Source organism: Bradyrhizobium sp. AS23.2 (assembly GCF_001908185.1).
Classification (GTDB): domain Bacteria; phylum Pseudomonadota; class Alphaproteobacteria; order Rhizobiales; family Xanthobacteraceae; genus Bradyrhizobium.
Genome location: NZ_LGHM01000047.1, coordinates 93,611 through 116,805 on the forward strand (window position 1 = coordinate 93,611; position 23,195 = coordinate 116,805).

Sequence of the window (23,195 nt, forward strand, 5' to 3'; positions counted from 1 at the left end):
TAGCGGACAATCCGCTCCCAAGGCGAGCTTTCCGACTGCAACGACAATGCGATCTTTTCTGATTCAATCGTCAGTTGCGGCGCTGATCTATGCGCTCGCGCTCGGCGCGGCCCATGCTGCGACCGGCGGCGAGCCGGCTGCGGGGCCGCAGGTCGATATAGCGCCGTGCCTCACTGCCGCCGCGGCCGACGATATGGACAAGGCGAATTCCGCCTGCGCGGCCGTGATCGACAACGAGAAGACGGCCAAGCCAGATCTGGTCAAGGCGCTCGCCGCGCGCGGCGCGCTTCTGGCACGGCACGACCAGATCGATCGTGCGATCGCCGACGACAGCCGCGCCTTGCAGCTCGATCCTACGCTAGCCGATCTCTTCAACGCACGCGGCGAGCTCTGGCTGAAGAAGGGCGACAAGCCCAAGGCGGTGCAGGATTTCGGCGCCGCGCTGAAGATCGATCCGAACCACGAGAAGGCCAAGGCCAATCACAAGGCAATGGCACGCGAGCTCGAACGGATCGGTGCGCAGATGGCGGTCGCCGGCAAGCCCAGCTTCAATTGCGCCCGCGCGGCCCGCGCCGTGGAGAAGGCGATCTGCGCTAATCGCGAGCTCGCCGATCTCGACCGCGAGGTCTTTGCATCGAATGCCCGCGTGATCCGGGAAGCCCGCAATACGGGCGAGGCCAGGGCGCTTCAACGCGAGCAGGATCAGTTCATCGCGCGTCGTAACGCCGCCTTCGGCCGGCCTGGTTATGATCTGAAGAAGGCAATGCAGGAGCGGCTGCAACGGCTCAACGGGGTAGATGGGTATTGAGAGTTTTCTTCGCCTCTCCCCGCGTGCGTGGAGAGGCCGGAGTTTGCGCAGCAAATTCCGGGTGAGGGGGAGTCTCCACGCACTGCTGCCGTCCCTGTGGAGACTCCCCCTCACCCCACCCTCTCCCCGCAAGCGGGGCGAGGGAGCGCGGGCGCCGGTGGGCTCCTGACGACAGGCCCGATTTGAACCCATTCTTTGCCCGCCGCGACAATGGTGAGAACCTGATGTCACGGAGCCTTCCTGATGTGCGGCACGCGTTCTTCCGCGCAAATGTTTCCTTTTGCCAAAATATCGCTTCGCGCCTTCCTCCTCAGCACGGCGATCAGCCTTGCCCTCGCTGCCCCGGCCTCGGCCGGCACCGATTGCGTGTCGGGCAGCAAGGCCGCTCCGGCCGAGCTGATCACGGCGTGCAGCGCCATCATCGACCAGGCCTCAAATCCATCCTCCGACCGCGCCGCGGCCCTGCTGGTTCGTGCGGACGCCAACGCGCGGACCTCGGGCGGCCTCACACAGGCGCTGCGGGACATCGACCGCGCCATTGCGCTCGACGGCAAGAATGCAAAGGCCTGGCGCCTGCGCGGCGATCTCTTGCGCGAGGCCGGCGGCGATCTCAATCGCGCCGCGGTTGACCTCAGCAAGGCGATCGAGCTCGATCCGCAGGATGCGGAGGCCTACGAGCTGCGCGGCGTCATCTATACAAACCAGCGCCGGCTCGACCGCGCGCTCGCCGATTACGACCAGGCGATCAAGCTGAAGCCGGATGATGCGCAGGCCTGGTCCGACCGCGGCGTGACCTATTATCTCGGCGGCGACAACGAGAAGGCGGTCCGCGATCTCAGTGAGGCGCTGCGGCTCGATCCGAACCGGGCGCGCAGCTACACCAACCGCGGCGCGGCCTACAAGAAGCTCGGCCAGCTCGACAAGTCCGTCGCCGACGACGGGGACGCGATCAGGCTCGACCCGAAGGTACCGGAATATTACGACAATCGCGGCCTGTCGCTGGCCGAGATGGGCGAGTACGACAAGGCAATCGCCGACTACGACCAGGCACTGCGGCTGGCGCCGCGGCCCAATTTCTTCACCAATCGCGGCGATTCCTACCAGCTCAAGGGCGAGCTCGGCGCGGCGCTGAACGACTACGAGGCCGCGCTGAAGATCGATCCGAACTTCGCGCAGACCTACAACAACCGCGCGGTGCTCTACAAGAAGATGGGCGAGCGCAGGAAGGCGCTGGCCGATTACGAGACCGCGCTGAAGCTCGATCCCGGCAATGAGAACGCAGCTGCCGGCCGCCGCACCATGATTGCGGAGATCGCGAAGTTCGGCGCCGAGCCGCTGCGTCCGCTCGCAGCGAATTCCGGCAACGGCCCGTCGTTTGATTGCGCTACCGCGAAGCGCGAGGTCGAGAAGGTGATCTGTGCCGATCCGCAACTCGGTATGCTCGACCGCCAGATCGCAGAGACCTACGTGCGCGTGCTGAAATCCGCAAACAAGCGGTCGGCGAACGACCTGCGCAAGACCCAGCGCGATTTCCTCGCCACCCGCAACACCAGCTTCGGCCGTCCGGGTTATGATCTGAGGAAGGTCATGCAGGAACGGCTGCAGCGCCTGAATGCGATGGAGGGCTGAGAAGCCGCGAGACGCTCGTGCTCTTCGCCTCTCCCCGCCTGCGGACCGCCTGCGGGGAGAGGCCGGAATTTGCGTAGCAAATTCCGGGTGAGGGGGACTCTCCGCGAGTCCAACTCTTACCGTCCCCGGGGAGACTCCCCCTCACCCCAACCCTCTCCGAGCGAGCGTAGCTCGTCTCGACCCCGCAAGCGGGGCGAGGGGGGCACCACCGACGCGGCAGCAGAGTTATCCATTTCGTCGAGACAAGCGCTCCCTCCTCCAAAAGACCCATTCTTTTCAGCTTGAACCGCCGCCCGTTCCCGGGAAAATAGCCCTCAAAGGCCGGCACTTGATCCGTGTCATGGCGGGACTTCCGTCCTGCCGCAAGGTCGAGGCCAGGCGAAATAAAGGGAACGGGAGCGCGGGAATGAACGTCCGAGGAAACGTCGACGGTAAGAGCAGTTATCACGAGGTCCACGCGCGCTCGCTGGCCGATCCCGAGGGCTTTTGGGCCGAGGCGGCCAGGGAAATCGACTGGATCGAGCCGCCGAAAAAGATCTTCGATGCCTCGCAGGGCGTCTACGGCCGCTGGTTCAGCGGCGGCGTCGTCAACACCTGCTACAACGCGCTCGACCGTCATGTCGAACGCGGCCGCGCCGACCAGGTCGCGCTGATCCATGATTCGCCGCTGACGAACAGCGTCACCAAGTTCACCTACGCGGAACTCCTGAGCGAGGTGCAGGCACTTGGCGCCATCATGCAGGACTTCGGCGTGGCCAAGGGCGATCGCGTCATCCTCTATATGCCGATGGTGCCGGAGGCCCTGGTCGCGATGCTCGCCTGTGCGCGCATCGGCGCGGTGCACTCGGTGGTATTCGGCGGCTTTGCCGCGAAGGAGCTCGCCAGCCGTATCGACGATGCGCAGCCGAAACTCATTCTCTCCGCTAGCTGTGGCATCGAGCCCGGCCGCATCGTGCAGTACAAGCCGCTGCTCGACGAGGCAATCAATCTTGCGAGCAGCAAGCCGAAGGCCTGCATCGTCCTGCAGCGTCCGCAGCTGATCTGCGACCTCTCGCCCGGCCGCGACTATGATTGGGCCAGCCTGCGCCGCAAGGCGATGAATGACGGCAGGAAAGCTGCTTGCGTGCCGGTCGCCGCCACCGATCCGCTCTACATCCTCTACACGTCAGGCACGACCGGCATTCCCAAGGGCGTCGTGCGCGACAATGGCGGCCATCTGGTTGCGGTGAAATGGTCGATGTTCAACCTCTATGGCGTCAAGCCGGGAGAGGTCTGGTGGTGCGGCTCGGACATCGGCTGGGTGGTGGGCCACAGCTACATCATCTACGGCCCGCTGCTGCATGGCGCGACCTCGATCATGTATGAGGGCAAGCCGGTCGGCACGCCCGACGCCGGCGCATTCTGGCGCGTGATCAGCGAGCACAAGGCGGTCGCGTTCTTCACCGCGCCGACCGCGTTCCGCGCGATCCGGAAAGAGGATCCGGAAGGAAAGTTCATCCGGCAATACGACCTGTCGAAATTCCGCACGCTATTCCTCGCCGGCGAGCGCGCGGATCCGCCGACGGTGGAATGGGCGGAGCAGCAGTTGAAGGTGCCGGTGATTGACCATTGGTGGCAGACCGAGACCGGCTGGTGCATCGCCGGCAATCCGGTCGGCCTCGGCCAACTGCCGGTGAAGCACGGCTCGCCGACCGTGCCGATGCCGGGCTATCAGGTCGATGTGGTGGATGAAGCCGCAAAGCCGGTCGGCCCCAACACGATGGGTTCGATCGTCATCAAGTTGCCGATGCCGCCCGGCTGCCTGCCGACGCTGTGGAATCAGGATGAGCGCTTCAAGGAAGCCTACCTCAGCGAATTCCCCGGCTACTACAAGACGTCGGATGCCGGCTACAAGGACGAGGACGGCTATGTCTTCGTCATGGGCCGGACCGACGACATCATCAACGTCGCCGGCCATCGCCTCTCTACCGGCGGCATGGAGGAGATCCTGGCCTCGCACCCGGATGTTGCCGAATGCGCCGTGCTCGGCGTCAAGGATGCGATCAAGGGCGAGGTGCCCTGCGGTTTCCTGGTGCTCAAGGCCGGCGTGAAGCGCCCACCCGCGGAGATCGAGAAGGAGATCATCGCGCTGGTGCGCGACAAGCTCGGTCCTGTTGCCGCCTTCAAGCTCGCCATCACCGTCGGCCGCCTGCCCAAGACACGCTCCGGGAAGATCCTGCGCGGCACCATCAAGAAGATCGCCGACGGCGAATCCTGGACGATGCCGGCCACGATCGAGGACCCCAAGGTGCTCGACGAGATCGGCGCGGCGCTGAAGGGGAGGGTGTGAGGCGATCTCCGGTCGCCGCGTCAGCTCGGGCCTACACCGCTGCTCCGATCTCAGCTGTCATCACCCGCGCAAGCGGGTGATCCAGTACTCCGCGGCCGAAGTTGTGTGAACAAACGGCCGTCGCGGAGTACTGGATTCCCCGCTTTCGCGGGGAATGACAGCGAGTGGGGAACGGCGTCCAGGGACTTACATTCTCCTCATTCCGCGCTAAACAGGGCCGGCCACAGGGGATCTCGTATGCCACTCACCGCCGCGCCGCGTCTGCTTGCAGCCGTCCTGCTTGCCATCGCTCTCTCCGCCTGTTCCGCGCGCTACCAGACGCCGGTGGCGATGGGTGGCGACGATGACGATGCGGTCTGTCAGAGCCGCGGCTACGCGCAGGGCTCACCGGAATACGTGGCCTGCCGCAAGGACCGAGACGTCCAGCGCAGCGCCGCCACCGCCCGCGCCGACCGCCGCCAGCGCGATCTCGGCGAATACATGCTGAACCATCCCGAGCGGCCGTAAGCCGCCCCCGTCTACGGAGGCCGTCATGGACGAAGACCAGTTCAACACCAGCCTGCGTAAATTCCTGAAGCAAGTCGGTGTCACCTCGCAGCGCGAGATCGAAAAGGCGGTGCGCGACGCGATCGCGGCGGGCCGGATCAAGGGCCATGAGAAGCTCAACGCGAAGATGGTGCTGACGATCGACAGCGTCGGACTCGTCCACGAGGTCAACGACACAATCGAGCTGGGCTGATTTGCCGTTCGCGCGAGCCGCACGTTGACGGCTCCTGCGCCGACGATGGGTGCGATCTTCTTCACAAGCCCAAATAAAAACGCGACGGATTGGCCCGCCGCGTTCAAATTGCGTTCGGTAGTAAACCGGGAGAGGAGCCTTACTCCTCCTCGTCCTCGTGCTTCTTGCCGCCGAGCGTCTTCAGCTTGGCGAAAACGGCGTCGACGTTGAGGTCGTCGCTCGACCGCTCGGCCGGCTCGAACTCGTCTTTCTTGGTGGTCTCGGAGGCCGGCAGCAGGGTCGCGCCGCCATAGGCTGCGTCGATCGGCTTTTCCTTGGCCGCGCGCGCCACCTCGAAATCGAGCTCGATTTGCGAGCAGAGGCCGAGCGTGACCGGGTCGATCGGGGTCAGCTGGGAGGTGTTCCAGTGCGTGCGGTCGCGCACGCTGGCGATCGTGCTCTTGGTGGTGCCGACCAGACGCATGATCTGGGCGTCCTTGAGCTCCGGATGGCTGCGCAGCAGCCAAAGGATGGCGCTCGGGCGCTCGTGGCGGCGCGACACCGGGGTGTAGCGCGGGCCCTTGCGCTTGGGCTGGGGCGGCAGCACGACCTTGCTTTCCTGGAGGCGAAGCCGGTAGTCCGGATTCTTCTCGCCCTTCTCGATCTCCTCGCGGGTCAGCTGGCCGTTGGAGAGGGGATCCATGCCCTTGATGCCCTGGGCGGCGTCGCCGTCGGCGATCGCGCGCACCTCGAGGGGGTGCATCTTGGTGAAATCGGCGACCTGATCGAAGGTCAGCGCGGTGTTGTCGAGCAGCCAGACGGCGGTCGCCTTGGGCATCAGAGGTGCGTTGCTCATGGCAAATCTCCTTTGTGCTTCGCCCACCCCTCTGGAGGCGAAACCGGTGGTCATCAGCGATGACAGGGAATTCGCGCTATATAAGCCCGGAGGGGGTAGCCACGCAATGGTTCTGCTATAGATAGTGCCTTGACAGCGCCCGAAAGGGGGCCCAATTCCCTTTCAAGTCGCTATACAGTCCAAGCAGACCGTTTTAGGCCCTTTTCCATCCATCGACCGTCCCCCGCCAGAAGGCGAATGGGTGATTCGGTCCCGAGATCGCTCAATGTCAGCCAAACCAGACCTCAAGATCGTGCTTTGTTCTCCCCGCGGCTTCTGCGCCGGGGTGGTCCGGGCGATCGACACCGTGGAACGGGCGCTCGATAAGTATGGCGCCCCCCGTCTATGTTCGCCACGAGATTGTGCACAACAAGTATGTCGTCGACGGGTTGAAGAAGAAGGGCGCCATCTTCGTCGAGGAGCTCGCCGAGATCCCCGAAAACACCACCGCGCCGGTTGTGTTCTCGGCCCATGGTGTGCCGAAGTCGGTTCCGGCCGACGCCACGTCCCGCAACCTGTTCTCGCTGGATGCGACCTGCCCGCTGGTGACCAAGGTGCACCGCGAGGCCGCGATCCACTTCAAGCGCGGCCGCGAGATCTTCCTGATCGGCCACTCCCATCACCCCGAAGTGGTCGGCACGCTCGGCCAGCTTCCGGCGGGCGCCGTGACCCTGATCGAGACCGCCGAGGACGCCAAGACCATCGCTCCGAAGGATCCCAACAACCTCGCCTTCGTGACCCAGACCACGCTGTCGATCGACGACACCGCGGAGATTGTGGCGCTGCTCAAGGAGCGCTTCCCGAACATCAACGGACCGCACAAGGAAGATATCTGCTACGCCACCACCAACCGCCAGCTGGCGGTGAAGAAGGTGGCGCCGGTGGTCGATGCCCTGATCGTGGTCGGCGCGCCGAACTCGTCGAACTCGCAGCGTCTGCGCGAGGTCGCCGAGCGCGAGGGCTGCAGGATCGCCGTGCTGGCGCAGCGCGCCGCCGACATCGACTGGGACAAGTTCGGCAACATCACGAGCCTCGGCATCACCGCGGGCGCGTCCGCGCCTGAAGTGATCGTCGAAGAGATCATGGACGCGTTCGCCGAGCGCTACACGCTGCATGTGGAGACGGTGTCAGCCGCGGAAGAGAACGAGTTCTTCCCGCTGCCGCGCTCGGTGCGCCCCGAAGCCGCCGCCGAGTAAATCTGCATGGCGGTCTACACCGACGTTGCCGCCGACGAGCTTGCGGATTTCCTGAAGCAATACGATCTCGGCGAATTGCTCTCCTACAAGGGCATCGCCGAGGGCGTCGAGAATTCCAACTTCCTGCTGCATACGAGCCAAGGAAATAGGCAAGCCTCGTTCATCCTCACGCTCTATGAGAAGCGCGTGGCGAAGAACGATCTGCCGTTCTTCCTCGCGCTGATGACGCATCTCGCCGAGCACGGCATCAACTGCCCGCTGCCGGTGAAGGGAAGAGACGGCGAGGCGCTGCGCGAGCTGTCGGGCCGGCCGGCCGCGATCATCACCTTTCTCGAGGGCGTCTGGCCGCGCAAGCCGAACGCAACCCATTGCGCCGGCGTCGGCGAGGGGCTGGCCAGGATGCATCTGGCCGGCACCAATTTCGCGATCAAGCGCGTCAATTCGCTCTCGGTCCCAGGCTGGCGGCCGCTGTTCGATGCGGCAGCACACCGTGCCGACGAGGTGCAGCCGGGCCTGCGCGCGTTCCTCGCCGCCGAGCTCGACTATCTCTCGAGCGGCGTCTGGCCGACCAATCTGCCCGAAGGCGTGATCCACGCTGACCTCTTCAACGACAACGCCTTCTTCCTCGGCGACAAGCTCTCGGGCATCATCGACTTCACCTTCGCCTGCAATGACATGCTGGCCTATGACGTCGCGATCTGCCTCAACGCCTGGTGCTTCGAGCCGGATCATTCCTTCAATGTCACCAAGGCGCGCGCTTTCCTCAATGCCTATGGCCGCGTGCGAAAACTCTCCGAGCCGGAAGAGGCCGCGCTGCCGCTCCTGGCGCGCGGCGCCGCGATCCGTTTCCTGCTGACGCGGCTGGTCGACTGGCTCAACGTGCCGCCGGGCGCGCTGGTCAAGCCGAAGGATCCACTGGAGTATTTTCGCAAGCTGCGCTTCCACCAAAGCGTTTCCAGCGTGCGCGACTACGGGCTGATGCCGTCAGGACTGGTCGCGTGAGCGAGCTTCCCAAGGTGACGATCTATACCGACGGCGCCTGCTCGGGAAATCCCGGGCCCGGCGGCTGGGGCGCGATCCTGAAGTTCGGCGACAAGGAGAAGGAGCTGAACGGCGGCGAGCGCCACACCACCAACAACCAGATGGAGTTGATGGCGGCGATCTCCGCGCTCGAAGCGCTGAAGAAGCCGTGCACCGTCGATCTCTACACCGACAGCCAGTATGTGCGGCAGGGCATCACCGGCTGGATCCACGGCTGGAAGCGTAACGGCTGGCGCACCGCCGACAAGAAGCCGGTCAAGAATGTCGAGCTATGGCAGCGCCTCGATGCCGCGCTGAAGCAGCACCAGGTCCGCTGGCACTGGGTCAAGGGCCATGCCGGCCACCCCGAGAACGAGCGCGCCGATCAGCTCGCGCGCGATGGGATCGTGAAAGCGCGGTTGCAGCAGAGGGTGGCGGAGTAGGGCGCGCCGTCGCTCCATTCTCAACTGTCATCGCCCGGCTTGACCGGGCGATCCAGTATTCCAGAGACGGTTGTGATTGAGCCGAGAGGCTGCGGCGTACTGGATGCCCCGCCTTCGCGGGGCATGACAGCGTCATATGTGGCTGAAAGCAGTGGCCGCCTTACAGCTGCCCGAGCAGCGTATCGCCGCCGGACACCTCGACCTTGCCGGGCATCGCCTCGAGGTTCAGCTTCTTCACGACGCCGTCCTCGACCAGCATCGAGTAGCGCTTGGAGCGGATGCCGAGGCCGTTGGCGGAAGCATCGAGCTCCATGCCGATCGCCTTGGCGAAGTCGGCATTGCCGTCGGCGAGGAAGATTGCTTCGTCGCGCTGGTCGGTGTCGCGCTTCCAGGCGTTCATGACGAAGGCGTCGTTGACGGAGACGATCGCGATGGTGTCGACGCCCTTGTCCTTCATGGCGTAGGCGTTGAGGAAGATGCTCGGCAGATGCATCTTGTGGCAGGTGCCGGTGTAAGCGCCGGGCACCGCGAACAGCGCCACCTTCTTGCCCTTGAAGATATCGTCGGTGGTCTTCACCTGCGGGCCTTCCGCCGTCATCACGCGGAATTTCGCCTCGGGCAGCTTGTCGCCAGTCTGGATCGCCATCGTCAGTCTCCCTGAAAATCAGTCCCGCTTTTTAGACCGTGGCGCGGGCCTGCACAATATTGCCGAAGGGCGAAGCCGCGAGGGCGGCGGCCCATCACCGTTATGTCATCAACCGGCGAAGCCGCCGCTGTCGAGGAAAGCCTGCTCTTCCTCGGTGGTGTCGCGGCCGAGCAGGCGGTTGCGGTGGGGAAAGCGGCCGAACCTGCGGATGATGTCGGCGTGCTCCCGGGCGTATTTCAGGTTCTCGGTATTTTGGCTGTTTTGAAACAGCGCGACGCAGTGCAGCTGGTCGGACAGATGTTCCGAATGCATGAAGGGCACGTAGAGAAATTCGAGCAGCACGGGATCGACCCTGTGATCCGCGCCCCGGTCGATGGCGCGGAGGGCGACGTCGCGCGCGAGCGCGTCGCTCGCAAAGGCCTCCGGCGTGTCGCGAAACATGTTGCGGGGAAACTGGTCGAGCACGATGACGAGCGCGAGTGCGCCCTCGTCGCTCGCCTCCCATGCCGCGAGGTCGCCGGCCGCCGCCTTCTGCCACAGCGCGAGAAAGCGGCGCCGGACTTCCGCGTCGAAAGCGTCGCTGTGCTTGTACCAGCGCTCACGGCCGGCCTCGCGCCAGAAGGCGAGAATGCCGGCCGGGCTGATGTCGCCGACGTCAGCCATGAACGAATGGCCTGCCTTACGCCGCCTCGGCCTTCTTCTCGTCGCGCAGCTGCCGGCGCAGGATCTTGCCGACATTGGTCTTCGGCAGGTCGGTGCGGAATTCGATGTGCTTGGGCACCTTGTAGCCGGTGAGCTGCTGCTGGCAGAACTTGATCACGTCCTCGGCCGTGAGGTTCGGATCCTTCTTGACCACGAACGCCTTCACCGCCTCGCCCGACTTGGAATCGGGGATGCCGATCACGGCGCATTCGAGCACGCCCGGATGGCTCGCAATCACTTCCTCGATCTCGTTCGGATAGACATTGAAGCCGGAGACCAGGATCATGTCCTTCTTGCGGTCGACGATCTTGGTGTAGCCCCGCTCATCCATCACGCCGATGTCGCCGGTGCGGAAGTAACCATCTGATGTCATCACCTTGGCGGTTTCTTCCGGCCTGTTCCAGTAGCCCGACATCACCTGCGGGCCCTTGGCGCAGATCTCGCCGGCCTGGCCGAGCGGCACCTCGTTGCCGTCGTCGTTGCGGATCGAAATGTAAGTCGAGGGCACGGGGATGCCGATCGAGCCGGAGAACTCGGTCGTGGTCGCCGGATTGCAGGTCAGCGTCGGCGAGGTCTCCGACAGGCCGTAGCCTTCGGCGATGAAGCAGCCGGTCACCGCCTTCCACTGCTCGGCGACCGGGCGCTGCACCGCCATGCCGCCGCCGTTGGAGATCTTCAGCTTGGAGAAGTCGAGCTTCTTGAAGTCGGGATGATGCATCAGGCCGTTGTAGAGCGTGTTCACGGCCGGGAAGCTGTTGACCTGGTACTTCGCCAGCTCCTTGACGAAGCCGGCGATGTCGCGCGGATTGGGAATCAGCAGATTGCAGCCGCCGGCGCGTACCGCGAGCAGGTAGCACGCCGTCAGCGCGAAGATGTGATAGAGCGGCAGCGCACAAACGACCATGAGCTGATCGACATGCGGAGGCGCGGCCAGCGCCGGCTGGAGCCAGGCATCGTTCTGCAGGACGTTGGCGACGATGTTGCGGTGGAGCAGGGTGGCGCCCTTGGAGACGCCGGTGGTGCCGCCGGTATATTGCAGGAAGGCGACGTCGCCGGGCGAGAGCTTCGGCTTGTTGAAGGTCATGCCGCGGCCGGCCGACACCGCGTCGTTGAAGGACACCGCGCCCCGCAGCGACCAGGCCGGCACCATCTTCTTGACGCGGCGCACGACGAGATTGACGATCACGCCCTTGAAGCCGAGCAGGTCACCCATGCTGCCGACGATGACGTGCTTCACCGGTGTCCTGGCGATCACCTGCTCGACGGTGTGGGCGAAATTCTCCAGCACGATGATGGCTTCGGCGCCGGAATCCTTGAGCTGATGCTCGAGCTCGCGCGGGGTGTAGAGCGGGTTGACGTTGACCACTGCGTAACCGGCGCGCAGCACGGCAGCGGTGGCAACCGGGTATTGCAGCACGTTCGGCATCATGATCGCGACGCGGGCGCCACGCTGCAGGCCGCGGCCTTGCAGGTAGGCGGCGAGCGCGACCGACATCTGGTCGAGGTCGCGATAGCTGATCGCCTTGTCCATGCAGATGAACGCCTTGCGGTCGGCGAACTTGGTGAAGCTCTCCTCCAGGAGGTCGACCAGCGATGCGTATTGCGTCGGCTCGATATCAGCGGGCACGCCGGGCGGATATTGCTTGAGCCAGATGCGCTCCATGGAAACTCCCCTCATTTGCCTGAGCCCGTTGTGTCTCGGGCTTGCCTCATTGCCGGCAGTATCGAGCCTGCCGGAACCGGTGGCAAGCCGTCGAGGCTTAGGGCAAAGGCCGGGGAGTGGCTACTGGAATCGTCGCAAACCGCACCACCGCAAGTGCGAAGCGCGGTCGCGGTCTTGCCCTGAGAGGCCGTTAACTGTTGTTGGCCGGCTTCGCGGCAGGCGGCTTGGTCGCGGCCTTGGGCTTGGCGGGCTTCGCCGCCTGATCGGCGTGTGCTGCGGGCTTCTCCGCCGGTTTCGCGGCAGCATGCTTGGTCCCGGCGGGCTTGGCTGCGGTCTTCGTCTTGGCGTCACCCTTGGCGTCACCCTTGGTGTCGCCCTTGGTGTCGGGCTTGGCATCCGGCTTTGCCGCTGCCGTCTTGGTGCCAGCGTCTTTCGGCTTGTCGGCCGCGTCAGGCTTCTTGGCAACGCGTGACTTCTTGCCACGCGGCTTTGCTACCGTCTGCTGGTCGGCATCGGCCGCGACCGCCGCAATCAGAGCAGTGCCGGTGCGGGTCGGGCCGGTATAGACCAGCACCGGCTCGGCTGCCGCCGGGGCCGAGGCCATCAGCTCGGAGGCTTTCATCACGGGCGGCTGCAGGCCGGCGGTGAAGAAGGTGACCTGGGCTTCGCCGCCGGTGGCCGAAGCCGATCCGGACGTGCCGCCACTGGTTGCGATCAGCGCATCGTCATCGTCACTGGCCGGCCGCTTGCGATGGCCTCCGCACATTTCGTCGCGCAGGTTCGGCGGCGAGGTGTCGACCGGCACGAGGCTGTCGACGGTGCCGAGCGAGGGCCGCAGCCAGGACAGGTTGTCCTGCGAGAAGCCGCGCTCGAGAAGCTGCGCTGCCTTCACCGCGCGCGCGGTGCCGGAATTGGCACCGAGCACCACCGCGATCAACCGCCGGCCGTTGCGCGTGGCGGAGGCGACGAGGTTGTAACCGGAGGCGCAGATGAAGCCGGTCTTGAAGCCGTCGGCGCCGGGATAGCGGCCGATCAGCTTGTTGAAATTGCCGGTGATGCGCTTGCCGAAGCGGATCGCCGGGATGTGCACGAAGTACTCGTATTCCGGCAGGTCACGCAGGAACGAGCGCGCGAGAATGCCGAGGTCGCGCGCCGAGGTGATCTGGCCGTCGGCAGGCAGGCCGTTCGGATTGACGTAGCTCGTCTGCGTCATGCCGAGCTTCTTCGCGGTGTCGTTCATCATCACGGAGAAGCCGTCGATCGAACCGCCGATGCCTTCGGCGAGCACCACGGCCATGTCGTTCGCCGACTTGACCATCATCATCTTCAGCGCGTTGTCGACGGTGAGCTGTGTTCCCGGACGGAACCCCATCTTCGACGGCGATTGCGAGGCGGCCGTGGGCGACACCGTAATCAGCGTGTCGAGTGTGATCTTGCCGTCCTTGACCGCCTTCAACGTCACATAGGCGGTCATGATCTTGGTGACGGACGCGGGATACCAGGGAATGGTCGCGTTATCCGCCTGCAACACCTTGCCGCTGTCGGCTTCGATGAGGAGCAGCGCTTCGGCGCTCGCCGCGCGCGGTGCCAGCAGCGCGGCGCATGCGAGTATCGCAGCGACCAGGTTGAACAGGGAGTTGCGAAGCAGCGGGCGAATGGCGTGCACTATCCGATTCCGGTCCTTGGAGACCCGCCGGTTCCGGACGGCTCTCGTGATCTGATGGTCGGTTCTGAAATCCAGCGCCGCCGCTTGCGGCGTCGCAAACCTATACCGGCTCGTGCGTCGAGAATAGGGGCATCAGTGGGGTATTCCGCAATGAAGTAGGCTGAATTTCGACGGTGCTATAGGGATTTGCTATGGGGATTTGGCAGCAGTCGCGGCAGCCTCGGCGGCCGTCACGCTGGTCCGTGCTTTTTCCTGAACCATGAACTGGGCCCTGGCGAGCTCGGCAAAATGGCCGCCTTTGGCCACGAGTTCATCGAAAGTTCCGCTTTCGATCACGTGCCCATTCTCGAACACAAGGATCCGCGTGGCATTGCGGATGGTGGAGAGGCGGTGGGCGATCACGAAGGTGGTGCGGCCCTTCATCACTTCGTCGAGAGCGGCATTCACCTTGGCCTCGGTGACGGCGTCGAGCGCACTGGTGGCCTCGTCGAGGATCAGGATTGGCGGATCCTTCAGCAGCGCGCGGGCGATCGACAACCGTTGCCGCTCGCCGCCGGAGAGCATGCGGCCACGTTCGCCGGCATTGGTCTCGAAGCCGCCGCTACGTTCGATGAATTCGAGCGCCTGGGCGCGCTCGGCCGCCTTGCGCATCTCGGCTTCGGTCGCATCCGGCTTGCCGACGCGCAGATTCTCCGCGATCGAGCGGTTGAACAGCAGCGCTTCCTGGAACACGACGCCGATGTTCCGCCGCAGCGATGTCAGCGTCACGCCGCGCACGTCCATGGCGTCGATCTTGATGAAGCCGGATTGCGGGTCGAAGGCGCGATGCAGCAGCGCGATCGCAGTCGACTTGCCGGCGCCGGTCGGGCCGACCAGCGCGATGGTCTGGCCGGGCAGCGCGGTGAAGGTGAGGTCCTCGATCGCCGGCCGCTTGCCGTCATAGGAGAAGGTGACGTCGTGGAACTCGACGAGGCCGGACAGCCGGCCGGCATCGATCGCATCGGGGCGGTCGTGAACGGCTGGCACGGCGTCGAGCACGTTGAAGAATTCGCGCAGGCGCGGCGCTTCCATGAAGACGTTGTTGATGAAGCTCACGACCTGCTCGAGCTTCTGGATCAGCAAGGTCGCGAAGCTCACGAACATCACGATGTCGCCGACCGAGGTGAGCCCCTGGTCGTGCAGCGCGATGCCGAGGGTAAAGATCGCGAGCACCGTGATGGTGGTGGAGGCGCGGGTGATGACGGTGACGAGCGCCCACCACGACAGCACCGGCATTTGCGCGGCGAGCAACTGGTCGGCGACGGAGCGCAGGCCCTGCACCTCGGATTCGACGCGCACGAAGCTCTGCACCAGCGCGACGTTGCCGAGCGCGTCGGAGGCGCGCGCGGAGAGTTCGCTGTAGTGCTCCTCGACCGCCATCTGCATTCCGAAGGTCCGGCGCACGACGAAGGTCGTCAGTGCCGTGAAGACGATGCACAGCACGAACAGCAGGATCGCGAGCCTCCAGTTCAGGTACATCGACAGCGGCAGCAGCACGACGACCGAGAGGATCGCGGCAAAATGCTCGCGGAAAAAGCCGAGCCACAGCCGCCACAGCGCGTCCGTGCCGTTGAGCATCACCTTCATCAGCCGGCCCGAATGGGTACCGGAGTGGAATGTCAGCGGCAGTTGCAGGATGTGCTCGAAATAGCTCGTCAGCACTGCCTGGCGCTGGCGGTGGGAGAGCCGGTCGGCCTGCAACGCAACAAGCGCGCTGCAGGCGATGGTGAACAGCCCGAACGCCACCCAGGCCATCAGGAACGGCCAGGCCGAGTTCGACCCGGCCACCGTCTTGCCGGAGAGCACGTCGACGATCCGGCCGAACAGCACGGGCTCGGCGAATTGCGAGGCCGCCAGCAGGAGATTGGCAACCGCGAGCAGCCAGCCAAGCCGCGCCTCCTTGCCGAGCAGTTCGAGAACACGGGTGTAGAGGCGTAGCATGGACATGCGGGCGAGCAACTCGGGCGGACAATGGAGCCCGTATTCTAAGCCGGGATCGCCCTTGAGATACAGCGGAAGCTTTCGGTTTTGCTCAATTGATGAGCCGGCTTTCGACCGGCGGCAGGAACCCGTCGTCGAAGATGTCGGCGGCCGCCGGCCGTTTGCGGAATTTGAAGTCCTGCGCGATCTGGTCGATCGAGCGCTCCAGACGTGCCGGGTCGATGCCACCGAGGCCGTTGCGCTTGACCTCGTCGGTCAGGATGTTGTCGACGAGCACTGTGCGGAGGCGTTCCAGCTCGAGGTCGCGGTCGCCGTTGTCGATCCGGCTTGTGGCCTCGTCCGCTGCACGCGCCGGCTCTTTGACAGTTACGTTGATGCCGGCGATCAATGCGCGGACGAAGCCTTTCACTGCATCCGGCTTCGCCGCGGCGAAAGTGGGATTGGCCACCACGGCAAAGCCATAGGCTTCGCAGCCATAGTCGGCATAACGTAGCACGACGAGATCGCTTCCGGGCACGCCGCGGTCGCGCAGGCTCACCGCCGAGAGATAGCTGAAGCCGGCGACCGCATCGACCTGTCCCGCGGAGAGGATCGGCTCGCGGACCGCAGCGCTGATCTTGTGGAATTTCACGCGCGATGCGTTGATGCCGTTCTGCTGCGCCAGCGCCGGCCACAGCCGCGTCGACAGGTCGCCATCGGCAACGCCGACGGTCTTGCCGTCGAGATCGGGCAGCAGGTGGATGCCGCGGCTCCGGCGCGCGATGATGGCATAGGGCGCGCGGTTGAACAGCACGAACACCGCCTTGACCGGCGCGGCATCGTCCTTGTCGCGAAAGCGGATCAGCTCGTTGATGTCGACGAGTGCGAGCTCGCTGTCGCCTTTCGCGACGCGCGCGAGCGCCTCGGGTGATCCGGCCGCGCTGTTGAAGGACACGTTGAGACGTTCGGCGCCGAACTTGCCGTCCTTCGCCGCGATGAAGAACGGCGTCATGCTTGCATCGATCGGGCGGTCGAAGGTGAAGTGGATCGCAACGGACGGCGCGGCGGCGGTCTCGGCTGCGCTGACGTCGCGTGTGGCCAGTGCGGCAAGCGAGATCGAGAGACCCAGCAGGCAGCGAAGGGCGGTCGTCTTGAATCCGAACATCGGTCGCGCCGGTCCCGCATTGTTGTGGTTTCGTGACGCTCGCAGCGCCGGCAGACGTTCAGTCTTTCAGCGCCAACATGAACGGCGGATGAGCGGCGGTTGCGTCACGATTACGCAACCCCGTTCAGCTTGTGTTGGGGTTGCGGAACCCAACATGGGATGCAGGTGTTTGAGAGATATGAGCCTGTCTGCAGGCACCGTTGGAGGTCCCAAGGAGGGTCCAGGACATGTTTGACAGATTTTCGAAATTTGGCGGCCGCAAGGCCGTTCTTGCCACCGCCGCGGTGCTGGCGCTGACCGCGGTTGCCCCGACCGCTTCGTACGCAGGTGGCCGTCACTGGCATGGCGGCGGCGGTGCGGCGGCTGCCGCAGCTATTGCCGGCATCGTCGGCACCGGCCTTGCTATTGCAGCCACCCGTGACGCCTACGCCTATGACTACGGTCCGGGCTATTATGGCGGTCCCGCCTATTACGGCGGTCCTGCCTATTACGGCGGTCCTGCTTATTACAGCGGCCCCGCCTACGGCCCCTATTACGGTCCGGGTCCGAACTACGAGTATCAGCGCTACGGCGGAGACAGTCCGGCTGCAGCCTGCGGCCAAGGGTACATGACCAACTGCTACTAACCTTGGCTACCAACGATTGACCACGAATGGCCGTCGCGCTTGCCGCGGCGGCCGGTTTTTTGGCTTTAGTGCGGTGCGTTAACACGCTCGCCATTGATTTAGAGTAATTTCAGGACATGAGTGATTCGCTTGAGCGGCTATATCAGGCTGTGCTCGCGGCCCGAGATCTTGATCCGGCAACATCCCGTACGGCCCGGCTGTTTCAGCGTGGGCCCTCCAAAATCGCGAAGAAACTGGCGGAAGAGGCCATCGAGGTCGCCATCGACGCGGTCAACGGCGATAGCGTAGCCGTGATCCGGGAAAGTGCCGATTTGCTCTACAATCTCACGGTGCTCTGGGCCTCGGCCGGCGTGCGTCCAGAGGACGTTTGGCGCGAAATGGCGCGGCGGGAGGACATGCTCGGCATCGCCGAGAAGCTGCCGAAGTCGCCAATGAAGCTGCCCAAAGTTACATCAGCCCGCGTTGCCGCCAGGCGGCCAATTGCCGCGCTCGAGGGCCGCGTGGCGCGCAAGCGCCACTAAAGCGCGATGAAATTGGAACGAAGCGTCATCGCGCGCCTTAGGTTATTGTTTGAGCGTGATCTCCGCGCAAACGCGTTCTGCGTTTGTTGCGAGGGAACACCGCTGCACACTTTGCGCTAGCGCGGCCCTTCGGGGCCGGATCACGCTTTAGAAACGTCACAAAACTCGCCATGGACAAATCCGTCCCATGGTGCTTCATCGCGGCGCCATGCTGAAACGTATCTACGATTGGTGCATCGACGCCGCCCACAAGCCCTACGCGCTCTGGATCATGGGGGCCGTGGCTTTCGCTGAAAGCTCCTTCTTTCCGGTTCCGCCGGATGTGATGCTGGTCCCGATGTCGCTGGCGCGCCCGCAGCGCGCCTGGGTCTATGCGACGGTCTGTACCGTCACCTCGGTGCTCGGCGGCCTGTTGGGCTATGCCATCGGCGCGCTGCTGTTTGATTCGGTCGGTCACTGGCTGATCCAGGTCTATGGTCTCGGCGACAAGGTCGATGCCTTCCGCGCCTCCTATGCCGAGTGGGGCGCGGTGATCATCCTGCTCAAGGGGCTGACGCCGATCCCCTACAAGCTCGTCACCATCACCTCGGGCTTCGCCGGCTACAACATCGGATTGTTCATCCTGTGCTCGATCATTGCGCGTGGCGGACGCTTCTTCATCGCCGCGATCCTGCTCAACCGCTATGGCGACTGGATCCGGGTCAGGATCGAGCGTCATCTCGGATTGTGGGTCGCGATCGGCGCCGCCGTGCTGGTGCTCGGCTTCGTGGTGGCGATCAAGCTGATCTGAACCGCCGCGCTTTGCCGCCAGGCCGGCTTCGGCTACGGTGCGGTCATGATGGTTCGATCCGGTAATCCGGCCGTAAGGCCCGGGACTCTGATTTCAGTGGTGGTGTTGCTCCTGCTCTGTGCCGGCGGGGCCGGATGGCCGCAATCCGCGCCGCCGGCGCTCGGCGTGCAGGAGCAGGGACCGCAGGCTGCGCCGCCGCCCACGCCTTCAGCGCCGCCGGCCCGCGAGGATAATCCCGGACTGATCAACGAAATGGGCAAGCTGTTCGACAAGCTGCCCTCGATCCTGCCGCCGATCAAAAGCCCGAGCGAGGCCATGAACGATCTGTCGCGGTTGGCGAAGCCGTCCTCCATGGTGTCGGGGCGTATCGCTTGTCCGGTCTCCTCGAACGGCGCGCCCGACTGCAAGCAGGCTGCCGACCAGCTTTGCCAGAGCAAGGGTTACAAGGAAGGCAAGAGCCTGAACGCCGACTCCGCCGAGAAATGCTCGGCCAAGGTCCTGATCCCGGGCAGGCAACGCAAACCGGACGACTGTCGTACCGACACCTTCGTCACCAGCGCACTGTGCCAGAACTGAGGCCGCCGCGCGAGCAAAGGAGCGCCCATGAGCCGTACGGAGCATGACTTCCTCGGACAGCGTGAGATCGCCGACGACATCTACTACGGCGTCCAGACCATCCGCGGGAAGGAGAACTTCCACATCACCGGCATTCCAATGAGCCAGGAGCCTTACTTCGTGAAGGCGCTTGGCTACGTGAAGAAGGCCGCTGCCATGGCCAACCGCGATCTCGGCGTGATCGACGCCAAGGTCGCGGACGCGATCATCCTCGGTTGCGACCGCGTCATCGCCGGCGACATGATGGATCAGTTCGTCACCGACTTCATCCAGGGCGGCGCCGGCACCTCGACCAACATGAACGCCAACGAGGTGATCGCCAACCTTGCGCTGGAATCGCTCGGCTTCGCCAAAGGCGATTACCAGCACGTCAGCCCGAACGACCACGTCAATTACGGCCAGTCGACCAACGACACCTATCCGACCGCCTTCCGCCTCGCGCTGATCCTGCGGCTCGAGAGCTACATGAAGGCGCTGCGCCAGCTCCAGGAGGCCTTCTTCACCAAGGGCCGCGAATTCGACCGCGTGCTGAAGATGGGCCGCACGCATTTGCAGGACGCCGTGCCGATGTCGCTCGGGGCCGAATTCCGGGGCTGGGGCACCACGATCGGCGAGGAAGTCGAACGCATCTCGGAAGCACGCGCACTGCTGCGCGAGATCAATCTCGGCGCCACCGCGATCGGCACGTCGGTCACCGCCGCGGTCGGCTATCCCAAGCTCGCCGTCAGGCACCTGAGCGGGCTGACCGGCGTCGACTTCGTGCTCGCCGGCGATCTCGTCGAGGCGACGTCAGACACCGGCGCCTATGTGCAGCTCTCCGGGGTGCTCAAGCGTACGGCGAGCAAGCTCACCAAGATCTGCAACGACATCCGACTGCTGGCTTCCGGCCCGCGCGCCGGGCTGAACGAGATCAACCTGCCGCAGCTTCAGCCGGGCTCGTCGATCATGCCGGGCAAGGTCAATCCCGTGATCCCCGAGGTCGTCAACCAGACCAGCTTCCTCGTCATCGGCCTCGACACCACGGTGACGCTTGCGGCTTCCGCCGGGCAGCTCCAGCTCAACGTGATGGAGCCGGTCATCTCGTTCGCGCTGTTCTTCTCGATCCGCACCATGGAGCGTGCGGTCAACAGCCTGCGCGAAAACTGCGTGGTCGGCATCACCGCCAACGAGGAGCACACCCGCAACATGGTGCTCAACTCGCTCGGCATCGTCACCGTGTTGAAGCCGCTGCTCGGCTACAAGCAATGCGCCGAGATCGCGCGCGAGGGCTATAAGAGCGGCAAGTCGCTACACCAGATCGTCGTGGTCGAGCGCAAATTGCTGACACAGGAGAAGTGGGATGAGATGTTCTCGTTCGAGCGGCTGATCAATCCGGACCTGATCGGGTGAACGTTCGTCGCCCGTCATTCCGGGGCGCGCCGATAGGCGCAGGCCCGGAATCCATCAGGCCTCAACGTGAATGGGGCGACGGATTTCGCGCGCCCCAGAGTGACGGAGAGAAAGGGAACGCGCGCTGCCTCAAAACGCGGCGTATTCCGCGGCTTGGAATTGCGGTAATGGCGTCCGCCATGGCGTCAAAACGCAATACTTGACAGTGGAAAGATTGCCTTGTTGGTATGACACCCAACCTTCGTTTGACCGGCCAATAGAGGATCGTTCCGCAATGTCCATGCCCGCCTTGTTCAAGGGGCGTCTGTCGATCCCCGTGATCGGTTCGCCGCTCTTCATCATCTCGGTGCCCGATCTCGTGATCGCTCAGTGCAAGGCGGGTGTGGTCGGCTCGTTTCCGTCGCTGAACGCGCGGCCGCCGGAGCTGCTCGACGAATGGCTGGCGCGAATCACCGAAGAGCTCGCGGCCTATGACCGCGCGCATCCCGACAGGCCGTCGGCGCCGTTCGCGGTCAACCAGATCGTGCACAAGTCGAACAACCGGCTCGACCACGACATGCAGCTCTGTGCCAAGTACAAGGTGCCGATGATCATCTCTTCGCTCGGCGCGCGCGAGGAGCTCAATCAGGCCGTGCACGGCTGGGGCGGCATCGTTTTCCACGACGTGATCAACCAGAAATTCGCACACAAGGCGATCGAGAAGGGCGCCGACGGCCTGATCCTGGTCGCGGCCGGCGCCGGCGGCCATGCCGGCACCATCTCGCCGCTCGCTTTCGTCGCCGAGACGCGCAAGTGGTTCGACGGCCCGATCGCGCTGTCGGGTGCCATCGGCAACGGCAAGGCGATCCGCGCCGCGCGCATTCTCGGTGCCGACTTCGCCTATATCGGCTCGGCCTTCATTGCGACGAAGGAGGCCAACGCGGTCGAGAAGTACAAGGAGATGATCGCGGGCTCGACGGCCGACGACATCGTCTACTCCAACCTCTTCACCGGCGTGCACGGCAACTATCTGAAGCCCTCGATCCTTGCCGCCGGCATGGATCCGGAAAACCTGCCGACCTCCGACCCTTCGAAGATGAATTTCGGCACGGATGCGTCCGGCGAGCGCGCCAAGCCGAAGGCCTGGAAGGAGATCTGGGGCTCGGGCCAAGGCATCGGCAGCATCGAAGGCGTCGTGCCCGCCGCCGAACTGATCGCGCGCTTCAAGAAGGAATACGACGAAGCGATCGATCCGCCGCTGTGATGAAGGTCGTCGTCCCGGACAAGCGAGCGAAGCGAGCGCAGATCCGGGACCCATAACCACAGGGTGTTGTTTGGCGAAGACTCGTGGTTGTCAGTTCGCGCGACGACTTTTCCATGGGGTTATGGGTCCCAGCCCCCGTGCGCAATTGCGCAACCAGGCCGGGACGACACCTTTGGCTGCGCTCCGAATATCCCTCACGGAGAAACCATGACCGCCATCTACCGCGTTGACGGCAACAGCGTCGTCACCAGCCCGGACGCCGCAGGCCCGTGGGACCGGCGCATGCAGCACGGCTCGGCGCCGGCTTCGCTGGTGACATGGGCCGCTGAGCGCATCCCGACGCCGGTGCCGATGAACATCGCGCGCGTCACCATCGATCTGATGCGCCCGGTCCCGGTTGCGCCACTCACGATCGCGACCGAGATTTTGCGCGAGGGTCGCAAAATCCAGCTCTGCGAAGTGAAGCTATTGGCCGAGGGCGTGCAGGTCGTCGGTGCCACCGTGCTGAAGATCAAGCAGCAGTCGCTGCCGCTGCCCGACGACGTCAAGGACCTGCCGGCCACGTTGCCGTCGCCCGAGGACTCGCTGGTCGAGGACGGTCATGCCGCGACCAGTCCTTTCGTGGGCATGGTCTCGATGCGCGCCGCGCGGGGCCGCTTCGGCCAGGCCGGCGCGGGCGCGGTCTGGTTTCGCGTCGACCATCCCCTGATCGAAGGCGAAGCGATCTCGCAGGCGATGCGCGCCGTAGTCGCCGCCGACTTTTCCAACGGCACTGCCTCGACGCTCGACTTCCGCGCCTGGACCTACATCAACGCCGACCTCACCATCAGCCTCGCGCGCCAGCCGGTCGGCGAGTGGATCTTGCTCGACGGCGAATCCTCGATTGGCCCCGACGGTGCGGGCCTCGCGATGTCGCGGCTGGCCGACCGGCAGGGTTATTTCGGCCGCGCGGTGCAGAGTTTGGTGATCGAGAAGCGGTGAGGGGCGTTGAGATGCGGTGAGTTGCGCGAACGTCGCGCCTCATTCGCGCTCGCGACTGTCTGCGCTCACCATCGGGCCCGAGGCGATCACGTTCTATCGCCTGCTGCTCGCGGTCGGATTGATGAGCCTGTTCGTCGCGGTGTCGGTGACACGCGATTGAACGGCAGGCTTCCGCCGCCGCGGAAGGGATG

Annotated in this window: 22 protein-coding genes and 1 pseudogene; 16 read left to right on the forward strand and 7 right to left on the reverse strand. The window is 64.6% G+C overall.

The window, feature by feature from the left end; genetic code table 11:
• The first annotated feature begins 46 nt into the window (after positions 1-46).
• The 5 genes from AC630_RS11190 to AC630_RS11210 all read left to right on the forward strand — a co-directional run bounded on the left by AC630_RS11190 (position 47) and on the right by AC630_RS11210 (position 5,505).
• Complete coding sequence (locus AC630_RS11190; protein WP_074118589.1) at positions 47-808, forward strand: tetratricopeptide repeat protein; 762 nt, start codon at positions 47-49, stop codon at positions 806-808.
• Positions 809-1,051: 243 nt separating this feature from the next.
• On the forward strand, positions 1,052-2,437 hold the full coding sequence (locus AC630_RS11195; protein ID WP_074118590.1) for a tetratricopeptide repeat protein: 1,386 nt from the start codon (positions 1,052-1,054) through the stop codon (positions 2,435-2,437).
• Between the two features lie 406 nt (positions 2,438-2,843).
• Positions 2,844-4,766: a propionyl-CoA synthetase gene (locus AC630_RS11200; RefSeq protein WP_074118591.1), complete on the forward strand. Its 1,923-nt coding sequence runs from the start codon at positions 2,844-2,846 to the stop codon at positions 4,764-4,766.
• Positions 4,767-5,003: 237 nt separating this feature from the next.
• Entirely contained in the window at positions 5,004-5,273 is a 270-nt protein-coding gene (locus tag AC630_RS11205) for a hypothetical protein (protein WP_074118592.1), read from the forward strand.
• 25 nt (positions 5,274-5,298) lie between these two features.
• Complete coding sequence (locus AC630_RS11210; RefSeq protein WP_074118593.1) at positions 5,299-5,505, forward strand: DUF6494 family protein; 207 nt, start codon at positions 5,299-5,301, stop codon at positions 5,503-5,505.
• A gap of 139 nt (positions 5,506-5,644) precedes the next feature.
• Here AC630_RS11210 and AC630_RS11215 read toward each other — a convergent pair whose 3' ends face one another.
• The gene (locus AC630_RS11215; protein WP_074118594.1) at positions 5,645-6,340 is read right to left on the reverse strand and encodes a DUF1013 domain-containing protein; all 696 of its coding nucleotides are present in this window, start codon (positions 6,338-6,340) and stop codon (positions 5,645-5,647) included.
• 265 nt (positions 6,341-6,605) lie between these two features.
• On the opposite strand from AC630_RS11215, the pseudogene ispH reads away from it, so the two are divergent.
• The 3 genes and pseudogenes from ispH (at position 6,606) to rnhA (ending at position 9,038) form a co-directional block, all read left to right on the forward strand.
• Positions 6,606-7,575 (forward strand): annotated as a pseudogene (gene ispH / locus AC630_RS11220) (4-hydroxy-3-methylbut-2-enyl diphosphate reductase).
• 6 nt (positions 7,576-7,581) lie between these two features.
• Positions 7,582-8,577 (forward strand): homoserine kinase, encoded by a 996-nt coding sequence (locus AC630_RS11225; protein WP_074118595.1) that lies wholly within the window; start codon positions 7,582-7,584, stop codon positions 8,575-8,577.
• The gene (gene rnhA, locus AC630_RS11230) at positions 8,574-9,038 is read left to right on the forward strand and encodes a ribonuclease HI (RefSeq protein WP_074118596.1); all 465 of its coding nucleotides are present in this window, start codon (positions 8,574-8,576) and stop codon (positions 9,036-9,038) included. Before AC630_RS11225 ends, rnhA begins: the two co-directional genes overlap by 4 nt.
• A gap of 160 nt (positions 9,039-9,198) precedes the next feature.
• Here rnhA and AC630_RS11235 read toward each other — a convergent pair whose 3' ends face one another.
• The 6 genes from AC630_RS11235 to AC630_RS11260 all read right to left on the reverse strand — a co-directional run bounded on the left by AC630_RS11235 (position 9,199) and on the right by AC630_RS11260 (position 16,839).
• Positions 9,199-9,684 carry a peroxiredoxin gene (locus AC630_RS11235; RefSeq protein ID WP_035706686.1) on the reverse strand — a complete coding sequence of 162 codons (486 nt, stop codon included), beginning with the start codon at positions 9,682-9,684 and terminating at the stop codon, positions 9,199-9,201.
• 108 nt (positions 9,685-9,792) lie between these two features.
• Positions 9,793-10,347, reverse strand: coding sequence for a DUF924 family protein (locus tag AC630_RS11240; RefSeq protein WP_074118597.1), 555 nt, complete (start codon positions 10,345-10,347; stop codon positions 9,793-9,795).
• Between the two features lie 16 nt (positions 10,348-10,363).
• Positions 10,364-12,049: a long-chain fatty acid--CoA ligase gene (locus tag AC630_RS11245; RefSeq protein ID WP_074118598.1), complete on the reverse strand. Its 1,686-nt coding sequence runs from the start codon at positions 12,047-12,049 to the stop codon at positions 10,364-10,366.
• Positions 12,050-12,239: 190 nt separating this feature from the next.
• A complete protein-coding gene (locus AC630_RS11250; RefSeq protein ID WP_074118599.1) occupies positions 12,240-13,715 on the reverse strand; it encodes a D-alanyl-D-alanine carboxypeptidase family protein in 1,476 nt (491 codons plus the stop codon).
• A 189-nt stretch (positions 13,716-13,904) separates the two neighbouring features.
• On the reverse strand, positions 13,905-15,701 hold the full coding sequence (locus AC630_RS11255) for a glucan ABC transporter ATP-binding protein/ permease (protein ID WP_074118600.1): 1,797 nt from the start codon (positions 15,699-15,701) through the stop codon (positions 13,905-13,907).
• Between the two features lie 85 nt (positions 15,702-15,786).
• Entirely contained in the window at positions 15,787-16,839 is a 1,053-nt protein-coding gene (locus tag AC630_RS11260; protein WP_074118601.1) for an ABC transporter substrate-binding protein, read from the reverse strand.
• Between the two features lie 227 nt (positions 16,840-17,066).
• Here AC630_RS11260 and AC630_RS11265 point away from each other — a divergent pair, with 227 nt between their 5' ends.
• The 8 genes from AC630_RS11265 to AC630_RS45360 all read left to right on the forward strand — a co-directional run bounded on the left by AC630_RS11265 (position 17,067) and on the right by AC630_RS45360 (position 23,164).
• Positions 17,067-17,465: a hypothetical protein gene (locus AC630_RS11265; protein WP_074118602.1), complete on the forward strand. Its 399-nt coding sequence runs from the start codon at positions 17,067-17,069 to the stop codon at positions 17,463-17,465.
• A gap of 116 nt (positions 17,466-17,581) precedes the next feature.
• Positions 17,582-17,986: a phosphoribosyl-ATP diphosphatase gene (hisE, locus tag AC630_RS11270; RefSeq protein WP_074118603.1), complete on the forward strand. Its 405-nt coding sequence runs from the start codon at positions 17,582-17,584 to the stop codon at positions 17,984-17,986.
• 187 nt (positions 17,987-18,173) lie between these two features.
• A complete protein-coding gene (locus AC630_RS11275) occupies positions 18,174-18,776 on the forward strand; it encodes a YqaA family protein (RefSeq protein ID WP_083636196.1) in 603 nt (200 codons plus the stop codon).
• A gap of 45 nt (positions 18,777-18,821) precedes the next feature.
• The gene (locus AC630_RS11280) at positions 18,822-19,352 is read left to right on the forward strand and encodes a hypothetical protein (RefSeq protein WP_074118604.1); all 531 of its coding nucleotides are present in this window, start codon (positions 18,822-18,824) and stop codon (positions 19,350-19,352) included.
• A gap of 27 nt (positions 19,353-19,379) precedes the next feature.
• Positions 19,380-20,780, forward strand: a complete 1,401-nt coding sequence (locus AC630_RS11285) for an aspartate ammonia-lyase (protein WP_074118605.1) — start codon at positions 19,380-19,382, stop codon at positions 20,778-20,780.
• Positions 20,781-21,054: 274 nt separating this feature from the next.
• Positions 21,055-22,023 (forward strand): NAD(P)H-dependent flavin oxidoreductase, encoded by a 969-nt coding sequence (locus AC630_RS11290; RefSeq protein WP_074118606.1) that lies wholly within the window; start codon positions 21,055-21,057, stop codon positions 22,021-22,023.
• Positions 22,024-22,230: 207 nt separating this feature from the next.
• Positions 22,231-23,004, forward strand: coding sequence for a thioesterase family protein (locus AC630_RS11295; protein WP_074118607.1), 774 nt, complete (start codon positions 22,231-22,233; stop codon positions 23,002-23,004).
• A 16-nt stretch (positions 23,005-23,020) separates the two neighbouring features.
• Positions 23,021-23,164: a hypothetical protein gene (locus AC630_RS45360; RefSeq protein WP_167561170.1), complete on the forward strand. Its 144-nt coding sequence runs from the start codon at positions 23,021-23,023 to the stop codon at positions 23,162-23,164.
• Positions 23,165-23,195 lie beyond the last annotated feature (31 nt).